We start from the raw sequence: 15210 nt of genomic DNA on the forward strand, positions 1-15210 counted from the left end.
GACCGCCGGCTGAGCCCCCGGCAGCGAGCCGGCCAATCCCGGGCCCGGCGCGGCACACCGGGCGCGGACCTCCGGCGCCACTCCCCCGACCGGGACTAGCATTCCGGCACGCGCGAACCGAGTCGTCCTGCTCCGCGGGAGATGGCGGGCTCCGACCGGTCCCCGCACAAACAGCAGTGCAGCGCGTCGGCGAGGAGAGCCCACGATGCCCAGTTGGTCGGTCGCGATCTCAGGCGGCGGGCACCGCGCCAGCCTGTTCGGATTGGGAGCCCTGCAGTACCTGGCCGACGCCGGGCTGAACACCGAGGTGACCTCGATCGCCTCGGTGTCCGGCGGTTCGCTGACCAACGGCTACGTCGGCGCCCACCTGGACTACTCCACCGTGTCGGGCCCGCAGTTCGAGGCGGCGGTGGCGCCGCTGGTGAAGCGGTGCGCCGTCCAGGGCACCGTGCAGTGGGCACCGCAGGCGGTGGCGTTGCTGGCCGGCATCGGCCTGGGTGTGCTGGTGGCGATCGGCGCCTGGTTCCTGCCGGTCGCCGGCTGGCTGCGGCTGGTGCTGTGCCTGCTCGGGCTGGTACTGGCGCTGGGACTGCTGGAGGCCCGCAGCGTGGTCGCGGACCGGATCTTCCGGCGGTTGCTGTTCACCGGACCGGACGGCAACGCGATCCGGCTGGCCGAGCTGTCGGAGTCGGTGACGCACGTGCTGTGCGCCACCGAGGTGCAGTCCAAGGTGCACGCCTACCTGTCCCGGGCGTTCGCCTACAGCTACGAGTTCGGCACCTCGACCGGCGCGGGCAACCTCGAGCTGTCGACGGCGGTGCAGGCCTCGGCCTGCTTTCCGGGCGGCTTCCCGCCCCGCTCGCTGTCGGCGGCGAAGCTGGGGTTCAGCACCCCCGACCGCTCGACGCTGTGGCTGGTGGACGGTGGCGTGTACGACAACATGGGCGAGCAGTGGGCCCAGCGGTTCGTCAGCCGGATGAAGGGAAACGCCGAGCTCGCCGCGGTGGCCGGCGTCGCGCCGGACAACCTGCTGGTGGTCAACGCCTCGGCCCGCGAGGGCTGGGCGGCGGCGCCGGCGCTGATGCGGGTGCCGTTGCTGGGTGAGCTGCTGACCCTGCTGCGGGAGAAGGGAATCCTGTACCAGGTGGGCACCACCAACCGGCGCTCCGGCCTGATCCGGCAGTTCGACACGGTCCGGCTGGGCCTGGCGCTGCCGGTCGGGCCGCAACGCGACGCCCTGCTGGCCAGCGCCGGCCTGAACGGTGCGCTGACCCACATCGCCACCGACCCGCGCTGGCCCAGCACGGCCAGGCTGCCGTCCCCGTCCGAGCAGGCCGCCTGCCTGGAGGTCGCCGCCAAGCTCGCCGCGTTCGCCGACCAGTCCTGGATCGACGAGGCGCGCACGCTCTCCGACAAGGTGCCCACCACGCTCGCCAAGGTGGGCCGTGATCCGGCCGCCGCCCTGCTCTGGCTCGGCTACGTCCTCACCATGGCCAACTTGCACATCTTCTTCGGCGCGCCGCTGTACGACCTGCCGACCAAGCAGCGCTTCCAAGCGCTGACGGACTGACCGCGCCGAACCGTCGTGGTGAAGGAGAGGCGGCCATGACCGCGGTACCGCCGGGAAGTGCGGTCGCGTGGGAGCCGGAGGACCTGCCGGTACCGGCCGAGCAGCTGCCCGGCTACGGCTACGTGGTGCTGGAGGAGCTGGTCGGCCGGCTGGCCCTGCTGCGCCGCTGGCCCTGGCCGGACGTCGACCAGTTCGGCCGGCTGGTCTGGCTGGGCGACAGCGAGCAGGACAGCGCCGCCGCCGCGATCGACCTGGAACTGCTGCACGCCCAGCTGTACCTGCCGAACCGGCTCCGGCGCCGGCCCCGGTGCGGGGACACCTTCGCCGTGCAGGACGCCGGGGCGGGCTGGCCGGACACCGACCGGGAGCCGGGCACCGAGCCGGAGCTGGCCGACCTGCGCGAGCTCTTCGCCGGCGCGGTGTACGACGTCTCCGCCGACGCCCGGGAGGCGGCGAAACTCGCCTACCACGCCGGACTCGGCGCGGTGCCCGCCGCCCAGAAGGTGGACAAGCGGATCCGGGCCCGGCAGGCCGAGACGCTGCAGGCACGGGCCGCCCGGCCGTTGCGGCCGCTCAAGGTCGCCGCCCCGCCGCGGGGGCTGCGGTGACGGCCGTCGAGGTCGTCGGCCCGGTGCCCGACGCCAGCCTCGCCCCGGCCGGCCCGGCACCGGGCTCGCTGCTGGCGGCCATCGCCGACGAGCCGGACGCCCTGCTGTACTTCCTGCTCAACGTCGGCGACGGCGACGCCCAGTTGCTGGTGCTGCCGCCGGACTCGAACGACTCCGTGCGCCGGCTGGTGGTGGTCGACGTGGCCGTCCCGGGCAAGCTGCCCGCGCTGCTGGACGCCCTGCACGCCGCCGGCCTGATCGAGCCGCCGGGCACCGCCGGACAGATCCGGCTGCTGGTCGCCACCCACCCGCACTTCGACCACATCGGCGGCATGAGCGACCTGCTGAACCGCTACAACGGGCCGTCCGGCTGCATCGACCAGTTCTGGGAACCGGGCTTCTTCTTTCCCACGCCGTCCTTCCACAACCTGATGGTGGCGCTGGAGAGCAGCCCGTGGATCCGCCGGCTGCAACCGACCTCCGGCACCCGGCTGACCCTGGACTGGGTGCGTTTCACCGCCCTGGGCCCCGGCATCGGCCTGCGCAACCGGTTCGACACCTACGGCGTCGGGATCAACGACTCCTCCATCACCCTGATGGTCGACTACCCGGCGACCCAGCTGTACGCCGAGCCCGCCGCCGGCAACCGCACGAACCGGCGGCTGGCCCCGCAGCCCGGCCACCGGCTGCTGCTCGGCGCGGACGCCCAGTTCACCTCCTGGGCGCAGACCACGGTGGACTTCCCGGCGCTGCAGCAGTCCCAGAACGCCGCGCTCGCCAAGGAGCTGCGCACCGCGCTGGGCAAGGACTACCTGGCGGCCGACCTGTTCAAGATCTCCCACCACGCCTCCAAGCACGGGATCAACCTGGAGCTGATGGAACGGGTGGGGGCGCCGGTCGCGCTGGTGTCCTCGGTGGCCGGCGGTGGCAGGTACGGCTTTCCGCACCAGCTGGCGATGGATGCCGCCCGGGAGGCGCGCCAGGCCACCACCACCAAGGGACTGGCCCGGGAGTCCGACCAGCAACTGGGCATCCACGTCACCGGCAGCAGCCTGGACAGCGGCACCCCGGCGGGTTCCATCGCCGCGGTTGTCTCGCGGGTCAGCGGCCGGCCGATCCGGCTGTTCCGGCTGGGCGACGCGCCCCGCGCGCCGATCGACCTGGCCGCGGCCCGCGAGGTGCTCGCCGTCAAGCGGACCAAGCCGGCCAAGCCCGCCAAGCCGGCCCGCCCTCAACCGGCCAGTCCTCAGCCTTAGCCGGCCCATAGCCGGCCAGTCCATAGCTGGCCGGTCCTCAGCTTCAGCCGGCCGTCCGGCGGGGTTGTGCCGTCAGCCGCCGGGAGGAGCGGAGTGCTGCGGGCAGAGCCCGAACACCTCCAGGGTGTGGCTGACCTGGGTGTAGCCGGCGGCGGCGGCCACCCGCTCGGCCCAGGCCTCCACCTCCGGACCGCTCACCTCGACGCTGCGGCCGCACTCCCGGCAGACCAGGTGGTGATGGTGCTCGCCGGCCGGCTCACCCGCCGGCACCCCGCACAGCCGGTACTGGGACTCGCCGTCGGCGGTGTGCACCACGTCCGCGCTGCCCTGCTCGGCCAGCAGGGCCAGGTGCCGGTAGACCGTGGTCAGCCCGATCCGCTCCCCCCGCCGGCGGAGCTCGGCGAACAGGTCCTGCGCGGTGCGGAAGCCGTCGGACTCGCGCAGGATCGACTCGACCGCCTCGGCCTGGCGGGTGTTGCGCAGCCGGGTGGGAGGCGGACCGGCCGGTGCGGCGGGGCTCGTCCGTCCTGCGGTCATGTTCTTCCCTTCCTGCCGGCGCGCGGCTACCACCCGGATCGGTTCCAGTGTTCCTCATCGGCCGGACCGCCGGTCACCGCAGCCGGGACAGCTGCTCGGCGGTCAGCGGCGCCAGGTTGACCGTGGCCACGGTGACCGAGGCGTCCGGATGGACGGTGACGGTGTCGGCGGTGACCGCGCCGTCGCGCCGGTCGACGGTCAGCAGCACGAACGGCGCGTTGTTGCGCGGGGTGGACAGCCCGCCGAAGCCGTCGCCCTCGCCGTGGCCGCCGGTGCTGCCCAGGATGATCCGGCGGACCACGCCGTTCGGGGTGTCGAGGTCGGCGCTGGGGCGTCCGGTGTAGTCGTGGCCGCCGATCACGATCGGCACGCAGCCGGAGCCGGTCACCTCGTCCAGCAGTTCCTTGTCGTGGGCGTAGACCGCCAGCGGCTGCTCGGCGCAGGCGGCCTGGCGCAGCCCCGCGGCCACCGTCTCGGTGGTGACCGCCGGGTCGATCAGCTCGGCGGCCGAGCCGAACCTCACCACGTACGGGCTGTTCGCGCCGAGGAACTTGACCCCGTCGATCTTCTGCGGCGTGCCGTTGGCGATCGAGACGTGCACCTTCTTGGCGTAGGCCGCCACCGCCGGGGTGTCATGCCGGCCCAGCGAGCTGTAGACCGGGATGTCGCCGGCGTAGTGGGCGAGCACGTCGACGGTGTAGCTCTTGAGGTAGGACAGGTAGGACTCCTGCTCGGTGCCGGTGGCGGTCAGGTCGCCGAGGTTGAGGATGGCGTCGGCCGAGACGTGCTGGGCGCTCTCGCCGACCACCCGGGCCATGCCGGACGTGCCCTGCAGGTCGTCCAGCACGGCGATCCGGAGCAGGTCCGGGCTGGGCGGCAGCGTGGGCACCCCGAACCGGGCTTCGAACGCGGCGTCCCGGTTGGCCGAGACCCGGTCGTAGAAGGCCTGCTCGCTCTTGCCGAGCGAGTCGACGGTGGTGACGGCCTGCGAGATCAGGTACTCGAACGGCCCGGTGATCTGCCAGCCGGACAGGAAGGTGTTCGCCAGCGTCGGGTCCGGCTCGATCGGCTGGTGGCGGTCCGACAGCGGCGAGCAGAGGTAGCCGGCCGGCACCAGCACCGCCAGCATCGCGGCGACCGCCACCAGCCGCGCGGCCCGGCGCTCCGGGCCCCGGTCGGCGAGCACCGCCACCCGCTGCCGCGGCGAGAGCCGGTCCAGCGCCCGGCGGCGGTACTTGAGGTAGGCGTAGCCGAGGATCTCTGCCATCGCCACCAGGTAGGCGGTGCCGAAGCCGACGGTGCCGTAGTAGCGCAGCACCGCGGCGGTCAGCTTGTTCAGCTCGTCCCGGCGGGCCTGGGAGTCGGAGAACAGGTGGCCGACCACGTCGATGGTGGAACGGTCCAGGGTGCCGGTGGAGCTGAACAGCGTCAGGTCCAGGTCGGTGGGACGGACGTCGAGGCCGACGTGCTTGCCCAGCACCACCGGGCCTGGCCGGCGCAGCCCGCCGAGCAGCCCGGAGTCCACCTGCACCGTGTTGCTGCCGATCCGCAGCTTCACCTGGGCGCTCAGGCCGTCCAGTCCGACGTCGCGGACGTGCGCCGGCGGAGCCCAGGCGACCGCGGTGAGGCCGGCTGCGGCCGGGGTGAGCACCAGGGCGAGCAGGGTGAGCGCCCGGACCGCCAGCCTGGTCGGGAACCGCCGACGTGCCGGCCCGGGCAGCGGCCGGGACGGGACCTGGGTCAGCTCACGCGGGACTGCCCGCTCCAGGTCCTGCTGACTGGTCATCCCGGCCAGTTTAGTTCGGGGTGGCTGCAGACGGCTTTCCTGAGTGATGCCGTGCTCCGGCCGGCCGCCCAGGCGGCCGGTATTCACGTCGATGTCGTATTCGGGCCGATCGGGTATCCGATCTGCACGCCCTGGCGTTCGAATCGGATACGACATGGCGCGAGAGCCAGCCGGTGGTCTGGGCCGGACTACTGAGGAGGGCCAGGGTCCTGGCCGGTGGCCTGATCGGCCGAGCCGGCAGTGTCATCGGCCGAGCCGGCCTGATCGGTTGCGTCGGCGAGTTCCAGCTGCTCGGCCTGCTCCGGCGTCGGGGCGGTGCCGCCCAGCCGGGCCGGCAGGAACCGCAGGTCATCACCGGTCAGCGGCGGGTAGGCGTCCTGCGCGGCGTGCAGCAGCTCGGTCATCGCCTTGCGCAGCGAGCGCAGCACCAGCTCGGGCTCGTCCTTGCGGCTGACCGGGATCGGGGCGCCCACGCCGATCAGGATCGGGGTGCGGGTCCGGCCGAGCCGGCGGGGCAGACCTTTGGTCCAGATCCGCTGCGATCCCCAGATCACCGTCGGCAGCAGCGGCACCCCGCCCGCGGCCGCCATCCGGACCGCGCCGCTCTTGAACTCCTTGAGCTCGAAGGAGCGCGAGATGGTGGCCTCGGGGAACACCCCGACGATCTCGCCGGACTTCAGCGCCGCGACGGCGGCCCGGTAAGAGGCGGCGCCGGCGTCCCGGTCGACCGGGATGTGGTGCATGCCGCGCATCAGCGGCCCGCTGACCGGGTGCCGGAACACCTGTTCCTTGGCCATGAACCGCACCAGCCGGCCGGCCGGGCGGGCGGCCATGCCGGCGAAGGCGAAGTCCAGGTACCCGGTGTGGTTGACGGCCATCACCGCGCCGCCGGTGGCCGGCACGTTCTCGGCGCCGGTGATCGTGCAGCGCAGCCCCTGCAGCGCGAACAGGACGCGGCTCAGGCCGATCACCGAGGCATACACCGGCTCCATCCGCCTACCGTAGCGGCAGCCGCGCCGGCCCGGGCAGCACCCGGGGGCGGACGTGGCGCGTCCGGGGAGTTGGGGCCATGCTGGGGCGATGGCACTCGCGGACACCTCCGACCCGGCGGCACTGGGCCCCACCGACATCGGCCGTGCCCTGGAGGCGACCGGGTACCTCCCCGACGAGGGACTGAGCACCGCGGCGTTCCTGGCGCTGCGCATGCACCGGCCGCTGTTCCTGGAAGGTGACGCGGGCGTCGGCAAGACCAGCCTGGCGCAGGCGCTGGCCGAGGTGCTCGGCGCCGAGCTGGTCCGGCTGCAGTGCTACGAGGGGATCGACGCCGCCCAGGCCCTCTACGACTGGGACTTCCCGCGCCAGGTGCTGCACCTGCGGGCCGCCGAGACCGCCGTGCGGGCCGATCCGGACTCCGGCGCCACCGACGCCGCCGAGCTGGAGCGCTCGCTGTATGACCGGCGGTTCCTGATCGCCCGGCCGATCCTGCGCGCCCTGGAGCACACCCCGTCGGTGCTGCTGATCGACGAGATCGACCGCGCGGACGACGAGTTCGAGGCGTTCCTGCTGGAGGTGCTGGCCGACAACGCGGTGACCATCCCGGAGCTGGGCACCATCCGGGCCGCGGCGCCGCCGCTGGTGGTGCTCACCTCCAACCGCACCCGGGAGGTGCACGACGCGCTGAAGCGGCGCTGCCTCTACCACTGGGTGGCGCACCCGTCCTACGAGCGGGAGGTGGCGATCCTGCGCCGCCGGCTGCCGGAGGTGAGCGAGCGGCTGGCGCGCGAGGTGGCCGCGGCGGTCCGCCGGATGCGCGCGGCCGACCTGCTCAAGCCGCCCGGCGTGGCCGAGTCGATCGACTGGGCGCAGGCGCTGCACCTGCTCGGCGCGGACGGCCTGGACGCCGACCGGGCGGCGGCCACCCTGGGCGCGGTGCTGAAGTACCAGGAGGACGCGGTGCGCATTCGCGACACGGTGCTGGCAGAGCTGGCCGGATGACCACTGGCCGAACAACCGCCGGCCCACCGCGGGACGTGGTCGACGTGGTGCTGGGCTTCGCCCGGACCCTGCGGCATGCCGGGGTGCCGGCCGGGCCGGACCGGGTGCAGGCCCTGCTGGGCGCGCTCGGCCACCTGGACGTGCTGGATCCGAACCAGGTGTACTGGGCCGGCCGGCTGACGCTGTGCGCCGACCCCGAGGACCTGGACCGCTACGACGCGGCGTTCGCGCTGTACTTCGGCGGCCGCCGGCCGGCCCGCGGCCGGTCCGCGTCCGAGCCGCCTCCGCTGCTCCGGCCGGCGGCGTTCGAGCCGGACGCTGCCGGGGACGGCGAGGACACCGACGACAGTCCCCGCTTCGCGGTGCACGCCAGCCAGCACGAGATCCTGCGGCACAAGGACGTCACGACGCTCAGCGCCACCGAGCGGGCCCAGTTGCAGCGGCTGTTCGCGCTGCTGGCGCCGCGGGCCGCCGGCCGGCGGTCGCTGCGCTACACCCGCGCGCCGCGCGGCCGGGTGGACCTGGAGCGCACCGTGCGCCGGATGCTGAGCCGGGGCGGCGAGCCCGCGGAGCTGGTCCGGCGCCGCCGCCGGCACAAGCCGCGCCGGCTGGTGCTGCTGATCGACGTCAGCGGGTCGATGGCGCCGTACGCCGACTGGTTGCTGCGCTTCGGCCACGCCGCCGTGCGCAGCGCGCCGCTGAACACCGAGGTGTTCACGCTCGGCACCCGGCTGACCCGGGTGACCCGGGAGCTGCGGCTGCGCGATCCGGACCGGGCGCTGGCCGCCGCCGGCCGCGCGGTGCCGGACTGGCGGGGCGGCACCCGGCTCGGCGACACCCTGAAGGCGTTCTCCGACCGCTGGGGGCAGCGCGGGGTGGCCCGCGGCGCGGTGCTGGTGGTGTGCTCGGACGGCTGGGAGCGCGGCGACCCGGCGGAGCTGGGCAGCCAGCTGGCCCGGCTGTCCCGGCTGGCGCACGCGGTGGTCTGGGTCAATCCGCACAAGGGCAAGGACGGCTTCGCCCCGGTCACCGGCGGCATGGTGGCGGCACTGCCGTACATCGACTCGCTGGTGGCCGGGCACAGCTTCGCGGCGCTGACCGAACTGGTGGAGGTGATCGCCGATGCGTGACGTGCTGGACGAGCTGCGGCACTGGTGGGACCAGGGTGCGGAAGTGGGGCTGGCCACCGTGGTGGCGACCTGGAGCTCGGCGCCGCGCCAGCCGGGGGCGGCGATGCTGGTCGGCCCGGACGGCAGCGCTGCCGGCAGCGTGTCCGGCGGCTGCGTGGAGGGGGCGGTCTACCAGCTGGCCACCGAGGTCCGCGACGGCCGGGCGCCGGTGCTGCAGCGCTACGGCGTCTCCGACGACGACGCCTTCGCGGTGGGGCTGACCTGCGGCGGCATTCTCGACATCTTCTGCGAGCGGATCTCGCGGGACACCTTTCCCGAGTTCGGCGAGGTGGTCGCCGACATCCGGGCCGGCCGGCCGGTGGCGGTGGCCACCGTGGTGGAGGCGCCGCCGGACCTGCTGGGCCGCCGGCTGGTGGTCAGGCCCGCCGCCGCTTCGAAGGACGCCGTCGCCGGCAGCCTGCTCACCGACGGTTCGCAGCGGCTGGTGGACGCGCTGCGCGACGACGCCCGCGGGCTGCTGGCCCAGGGCCGGACCGGGGTGCTGCACTACGGCCACGACGGCGAGCGCCGGGTGGACGACATCGCGGTCTTCGTCGCCAGCTACGCCCCGCGGCCCCGGATGATCGTCTTCGGCGCCATCGACTTCGCCTCCGCGGTGGCCCGGATCGGCTCGTTCCTGGGCTACCGGGTGACCGTCTGCGACGCCCGGCCGGTCTTTGCCACCCGGCAGCGGTTCCCGGACGCCGACGAGGTGATCGTCGACTGGCCGCACCGCTACCTGGCCGGCACCGAGACCGACGAGCGGACGGTGATCTGCCTGCTCACCCATGACCCGAAGTTCGACGTGCCGCTGCTGGAGCTGGCGTTGCGGATGCCGCTGGCCTACATCGGCGCGATGGGCTCGCGGCGTACCCACGACGACCGCCTGCAGCGGTTGCGCGAGCTGGGCCTGACCGAGGCGGAGCTGGCCCGGCTGCGGGCGCCGATCGGGCTGGACATCGGCGCCCGCACCCCGGAGGAGACCGCCGTCTCGGTGGCCGCGGAGATCATCGCGGCCCGCTGGGGCGGCTCCGGGCAGCCGTTGCGCAGCGTCGCCGGCCCGATCCACGCCGCCGCTGCCGGGGAGCCGGCGGCGGAGTTCGCCGGCTGAGACATCGCCCGATTTCGTGGGTTGCGGTTTTCGCTGGGAAGGGATTGTCTGACGTCACACCCAAGTCGAGCTGGAGGTCTGATGACCCGGGTCAACGTGACAGTCGACGGAACGGCCTACACCGACGAGGTGGAGCCGCGGATGCTCCTGGTGCACTACCTGCGCGACCGGCTGGGCAAGGTCGGCACCGTGGTCGGGTGCGACACCAGCAACTGCGGCGCCTGCACGGTGCTGCTGGACGGGGTGGGCGTCAAGAGCTGCTCGGTGCTGGCGGTGCAGGCCGACGGTGCCAGCGTCACCACCGTCGAGGGCCTGAGCGGCCCGGACGGCTCGTTGCACCCAGTGCAGCAGGCCTTCCACGACTCGCACGCCCTGCAGTGCGGGTTCTGCACGCCGGGAATGATGCTGGCCGCCTGCGACCTGCTGCGGGAGAACCCGGACCCGTCCGAGCAGGAGGTCCGGGAAGGCATCGAGGGCAACCTGTGCCGGTGTACCGGTTACCAGAACATCGTGGCGGCCATCCAGGCCGCCGGGCAGGCGATGCGAGCCGGCGCCGGTGGATCTGGCGCGGGCGATCCAGTCGCGTCCGACCCGACTGGGTCTGTTCCGGGCGCGTCTGTTCCGAATGCGGAGGTGTCGGCATGACCACCATCGACGAGCGTCCCGACGTGGCCGGCGGCGGCCCGGCGGCCGAGATCGGCCAGCCCCGCAAGCGCAAGGAGGACCAGCACCTGCTCACCGGCCAGACCACCTGGACGGACAATCTGACGCTGCCCGGCATGGTGCACCTGGCTATCCTGCGCAGCCCGATGGCGCACGCCCGGATCACCGCGCTGGACGTCACGCCCGCGCTGTCCCGGCCCGGGGTGCTGGCCGCCTTCTCCGGCCGGGACTTCGCCGACACCCAGGGCAGCATCCCGTGTGCCTGGCCGGTCACCCCGGAGATGGTCAACCCGGGCCACCCGAGCCTGGCCGTCGACGAGGTCAACCACGTCGGCGAGGCGGTCGCGGTGGTGGTGGCCCGGGACAAGGCCGCTGCGCAGGACGCCCTGGAGGCCATCGAGATCGACTACGAGCCGCTGCCGGTGGTGCTGGACATGGAGGCCGCGCTCGCCGAGGGCGCCGACCAGGTGCATGCCCACCTGGAGTCCAACCGGTCCTTCACCTGGGTCTTCGAGTCGGGCTCGGCCGGCACCGGCGCCCCGATCGAGGAGGTGCTCGGCCAGGCCGAGGTGACCGTCCGGCGCCGGTTCGTGCAGCAGCGGCTGATCCCGGCGTTCATGGAGCCCCGCTCGACCGTGGTGCAGCCGCAGGGCGGCGGCTTCGTGATGTGGTCGGCGACCCAGATCCCGCACATCCTGCGCACCATGCTGGCCCTCACCCTGGACGTGCCCGAGCACCAGGTGCGGGTGATCGCCCCGGACGTCGGTGGCGGCTTCGGCGGCAAGCTGCAGGTGACCCCGGAGGAGGTGATCACCGCGTTGGTGGCCCGCCGGCTGGGCAAGCCGGCCAAGTACACCGAGTCCCGGTCGGAGTCGCTGATGAGCGCCCACCACGGCCGTGACCAGATCCAGGACATCACCATCACCGCCCGCCGGGACGGCACGGTGACCGGCCTGGACGTGCACCTCTACGCCGACATGGGTGCCTACCTGCGGCTGGTCTCGCCCGGCGTGCCGATCCTCGGCGCGTTCATGTTCAACGCCATCTACAAGTTCGACGCCTACCGCTTCGTCTGCGAGGGAGTGTTCACCAACAAGACCCCGACCGACGCCTACCGGGGCGCCGGCCGTCCGGAGGCGACCTTCGCCATCGAGCGGATCATGGACGAGCTGGCGGTCGAGCTCGGCATGGACCGGATGGAGCTGCGCCGCAAGAACTGGATCACCCACGAGGAGTTCCCGTTCACCACGGTGGCGGGGCTGACCTACGACAGCGGCAACTACGAGGCCGCTACCGACCGGGCACTGGAGCTGTTCGGCTGGGACGAGTTGGCGGCCGAGCAGGCCGAGCGGCGATCCCGGAAAGACCCGGTGCAGCTGGGACTGGGCATCTCCACCTTCACCGAGATGTGCGGCCTGGCGCCGTCCCGGGTGCTCGGAGCGCTGTCCTACGCCGCGGGCGGCTGGGAGAGCGCCACCATCCGGATGCTGGCATCGGGCAAGGTGGAGGTGATCACCGGGACCAGCCCGCACGGCCAGGGCCATGAGACCGCCTGGAGCCAGATCGTCGCCGACCAGCTGGGCGTGCCGTTCGAAGACGTCGAGGTGCTGCACGGCGACACCCAGTCCTCGGCGCGCGGGCTGGACAGCTACGGCTCGCGGTCGCTGGTGGTGGGCGGCATCGCGGTGGTGCACGCGGCCCAGAAGGTGATCGCCAAGGCCCGCCGGCTGGCCGCGCACCTGCTGGAGGCCAACGAGGACGACCTGGAGTTCGCCGGCGGCACCTTCACGGTCAAGGGCTCCCCCGGCAGCAGCAAGAGCCTGGCGGAGCTCGCCTTCGCGGTGTTCTCGGCGCACGACCTGCCCGAGGGCATGGAGCCCGACCTGGACGCCACCGCCGCCTTCGACCCGGAGAACTTCTCCTTCCCGCACGGCACCCACCTGTGCGCGGTCGAGGTCGACACCGAGACCGGGTTCTCCACGATCCGCAAGTACGTGTGCGTCGACGACATCGGCGAGGTGGTCAACCCGCTGATCGTGGAGGGGCAGGTGCACGGCGGCCTGGCCCAGGGCATCGCCCAGGCGCTGTACGAGGAAGCGGTCTACGACGACGAGGGAAACCTGACCACCGGCTCGTTCGTGGACTACCTGCTGCCCTCGGCGGCCGACCTGCCGGCCTTCACCACCGACCGGACGGTCAGCCGGTCCACCACCAATCCGCTGGGCGTCAAGGGCGTCGGCGAGGCCGGCACCATCGCCTCCACCCCGGCGGTGGTGAACGCGATCGTGGACGCGCTGCGGCCGTGGGGCATCAACGACGTGCAGATGCCGTGCACCCCGGAGCGGGTCTGGCGCGCCATCTCCCAGGGAGCGGAGAAGTCCGGCCGGGATCCGGGCGGCACGGTGTCCTGGGGCGGCAGCAGCACGTCCTCGTCCGACGGTTCCGGCTCTGACGGTTCCGGCTCTGACGGTTCCGGCGCTACCGAGGGAGGCCAGCTGTGATCCCGGCGCCGTTCGACTACCTCAAGCCCACCTCGGTTTCCGAGGCGGTGCAGGCCTACGCAGCAGCGGGCGAGGACGCCAAGCTGCTGGCCGGCGGCCAGTCGCTGCTGCCGATCCTGCGGTTGCGACTGGCCTATCCGGAGCTGGTGATCGACCTCGGCGGCATCGGTGAGCTGGCCGGGGTCACCGACGACGGCGACGCCCTGCTGATCGGGGCGATGACCACCCACGCTGCGATCCTGGCCGACCCGTTGATCCGCCAGCACGCCCCGCTGATCGCCCAGGCCACCGAGACGGTGGCCGACCGGCAGGTCCGGCACCGGGGCACCTTCGGCGGCTCGCTGGCGCACGCCGACCCGGCCGGTGACCTGCCCGCGGTCGCACTGGCGCTGGATGCCGAGCTGCGGGTGCAGGGCCCGGACGGGGAACGGTCTATCGCCGCCCGGGACTTCTTCACCGACTACCTGACCACCTCGATGCGGCCGGGCGAGATCCTCACCGCGATCCGGGTGCCGAAGCTGGGGGCGGGCTGGTCGACGCACTACGAGAAGCTGAACCGGGTCGCCCAGGCCTGGTCGATCGTGGCGGTGGCGGCCGCGGTGCACCGGTCCGACGGCACCATCACCGAGGCCCGGATCGGCCTGACCAACATGGGATCCACTCCGCTGCGGGCCAGTGCCTCGGAGCAGGCGCTGGCCGGGGCGCCGGCTACCGAGGAGTCGATCGCGCGGGCCAGCGCCTCGGCCGCCGAGGGCACCTCGGCGCCCAGTGACCTGTCCGCCAAGGCTGACTACCGCGAGCACCTGGCCACCGTGCTGACCCGGCGGGCCGTGCGGCACGCGGCCGGGATCTGAGCGGGCCATGCAGCTCACCCACAACTTCACCGTGCCGGCCGACGTCGACCAGGCCTGGGAGGTGCTGCTCGACATCGAGCGGATCGCGCCCTGCATGCCGGGCGCCGCGCTGGACACCGTGGCCGAAGACGAGTTCACCGGCTCGGTCAAGGTGCGACTGGGGCCGATCGGCCTCACCTACCGGGGAAAGGCGCACTGGGTCGAGCGGGATGCCGACAGCCACCGGGCGGTGATCGACGCGCAGGGCAAGGACGCCCGGGGCAACGGCACCGCCAAGGCCACCATCACCGCGACGCTGACCGCCGCCCAGGGCGGCAGCACCGAGGTGACCGTGGTGACCGACCTGACCATCACCGGCAAGCCGGCCCAGTTCGGGCGGGGGGTGATGGTCGACGTCGGCAACAAGCTGATCGGGCAGTTCGCCGACTGCCTGGCCGGCACGCTGGCCGAGCCGCAGCCCGATACCGGCACGGCTGCTGGCAGCGCTGCTGCCGGGAGCCTGCCGGCCGGCGGTGCGGACCGTCCGCTCGACAGTGACGAGCAGGAGGTCGCCGCCACGCTGCGCGGCGCCGAGTCCGCCAGCGCGGAACAGCTCGGCATCGCCGATCAGGGCACGTCCGATCAGCAGCCGGCCGGGTCCGGTCCGGATGCGGCGGAACGGGACGAGGCCGGGCCTGACCTTGCCGAGCCCAGCCCGAGCCGGGCCGAGCACGGTGAGCCAGGACCGAGCCTGGCCGAGCCCGGTGAGCCAGGGCCGAGCCTCGCGGCGCCGGGCCTGGCCGATCCCGACGTGGTGGAGGCCGGCGAGGCCGGGCTGCGGGAGTCCACGGAGGCAACCGATGCGGCCACCGCCGGGTCCGACCCGGCCGGCGGTGCGGCGGTGGTGGCGGTGCCGGTCCCAGTGCCGGGCGAACAGCCGGTGGAGCCTGCCGCCGCGTCCGAAGCCGCTCCCCCGGCCCAGCGGATCGACAGTGCCGCGCCGGCTTGGTCTGCTGCGGCGCCGGTGGCACACCGGCCGCCGCCCCGGCGGCCGGCGGCCGAGGTGGAGCCGATCGACCTGCTGAGTTCGGCGGGGCCCGCGGTAGCCAAGCGGCTGGCTGCTCCGGTGGCTGCCCTGGCGCTGGTGGTGGCCTGGTTGGTGATCCGGCGCCGGCGCTGAC

At 73.4% G+C, this 15210-nt stretch carries 13 protein-coding genes; 10 read left to right on the forward strand and 3 right to left on the reverse strand.

Annotated features, from left to right (window positions below; all coding sequences use genetic code 11):
- Positions 1–205 precede the first annotated feature (205 nt).
- From VLJ82_RS00745 to VLJ82_RS00755, 3 genes are read left to right on the forward strand one after another with little or no spacing between them, the layout of a single operon-like run.
- Positions 206–1570 carry a patatin-like phospholipase family protein gene (locus tag VLJ82_RS00745; RefSeq protein ID WP_408661405.1) on the forward strand — a complete coding sequence of 455 codons (1365 nt, stop codon included), beginning with the start codon at positions 206–208 and terminating at the stop codon, positions 1568–1570.
- A gap of 35 nt (positions 1571–1605) precedes the next feature.
- Positions 1606–2178, forward strand: coding sequence for a hypothetical protein (locus VLJ82_RS00750; RefSeq protein ID WP_408661406.1), 573 nt, complete (start codon positions 1606–1608; stop codon positions 2176–2178).
- Entirely contained in the window at positions 2175–3434 is a 1260-nt protein-coding gene (locus VLJ82_RS00755; RefSeq protein WP_408661407.1) for a ComEC/Rec2 family competence protein, read from the forward strand. Before VLJ82_RS00750 ends, VLJ82_RS00755 begins: the two co-directional genes overlap by 4 nt.
- Before the next feature lie 72 nt (positions 3435–3506).
- On the opposite strand, the gene VLJ82_RS00760 is transcribed toward VLJ82_RS00755, so the two are convergent.
- The 3 genes from VLJ82_RS00760 to VLJ82_RS00770 all read right to left on the reverse strand — a co-directional run bounded on the left by VLJ82_RS00760 (position 3507) and on the right by VLJ82_RS00770 (position 6749).
- Positions 3507–3971: a Fur family transcriptional regulator gene (locus tag VLJ82_RS00760; RefSeq protein ID WP_408661408.1), complete on the reverse strand. Its 465-nt coding sequence runs from the start codon at positions 3969–3971 to the stop codon at positions 3507–3509.
- A 73-nt stretch (positions 3972–4044) separates the two neighbouring features.
- On the reverse strand, positions 4045–5757 hold the full coding sequence (locus VLJ82_RS00765) for a metallophosphoesterase family protein (RefSeq protein ID WP_408661409.1): 1713 nt from the start codon (positions 5755–5757) through the stop codon (positions 4045–4047).
- Positions 5758–5945: 188 nt separating this feature from the next.
- Positions 5946–6749, reverse strand: a complete 804-nt coding sequence (locus tag VLJ82_RS00770) for a lysophospholipid acyltransferase family protein (RefSeq protein WP_408661410.1) — start codon at positions 6747–6749, stop codon at positions 5946–5948.
- Positions 6750–6837: 88 nt separating this feature from the next.
- Here VLJ82_RS00770 and VLJ82_RS00775 point away from each other — a divergent pair, with 88 nt between their 5' ends.
- From VLJ82_RS00775 to VLJ82_RS00805, 7 genes are all read left to right on the forward strand, one after another.
- Entirely contained in the window at positions 6838–7752 is a 915-nt protein-coding gene (locus VLJ82_RS00775; RefSeq protein WP_408661411.1) for an AAA family ATPase, read from the forward strand.
- On the forward strand, positions 7749–8882 hold the full coding sequence (locus VLJ82_RS00780; protein ID WP_408661412.1) for a vWA domain-containing protein: 1134 nt from the start codon (positions 7749–7751) through the stop codon (positions 8880–8882). The genes VLJ82_RS00775 and VLJ82_RS00780 overlap by 4 nt, the downstream gene beginning before the upstream one ends.
- Positions 8875–10032 carry an XdhC family protein gene (locus tag VLJ82_RS00785; RefSeq protein ID WP_408661413.1) on the forward strand — a complete coding sequence of 386 codons (1158 nt, stop codon included), beginning with the start codon at positions 8875–8877 and terminating at the stop codon, positions 10030–10032. Before VLJ82_RS00780 ends, VLJ82_RS00785 begins: the two co-directional genes overlap by 8 nt.
- An 81-nt stretch (positions 10033–10113) precedes the next feature.
- Positions 10114–10677, forward strand: a complete 564-nt coding sequence (locus VLJ82_RS00790; RefSeq protein WP_408661414.1) for a (2Fe-2S)-binding protein — start codon at positions 10114–10116, stop codon at positions 10675–10677.
- On the forward strand, positions 10674–13196 hold the full coding sequence (locus VLJ82_RS00795; RefSeq protein WP_408661415.1) for a xanthine dehydrogenase family protein molybdopterin-binding subunit: 2523 nt from the start codon (positions 10674–10676) through the stop codon (positions 13194–13196). The genes VLJ82_RS00790 and VLJ82_RS00795 overlap by 4 nt, the downstream gene beginning before the upstream one ends.
- Positions 13193–14050 carry an FAD binding domain-containing protein gene (locus VLJ82_RS00800; RefSeq protein ID WP_408661416.1) on the forward strand — a complete coding sequence of 286 codons (858 nt, stop codon included), beginning with the start codon at positions 13193–13195 and terminating at the stop codon, positions 14048–14050. Before VLJ82_RS00795 ends, VLJ82_RS00800 begins: the two co-directional genes overlap by 4 nt.
- 7 nt (positions 14051–14057) lie before the next feature.
- Positions 14058–15209, forward strand: a complete 1152-nt coding sequence (locus tag VLJ82_RS00805; RefSeq protein WP_408661417.1) for an SRPBCC family protein — start codon at positions 14058–14060, stop codon at positions 15207–15209.
- Position 15210 lies beyond the last annotated feature (1 nt).

The sequence above is a fragment of the Jatrophihabitans sp. genome, from assembly GCF_035474675.1.
Lineage (GTDB): Bacteria > Actinomycetota > Actinomycetes > Mycobacteriales > Jatrophihabitantaceae > Jatrophihabitans_A.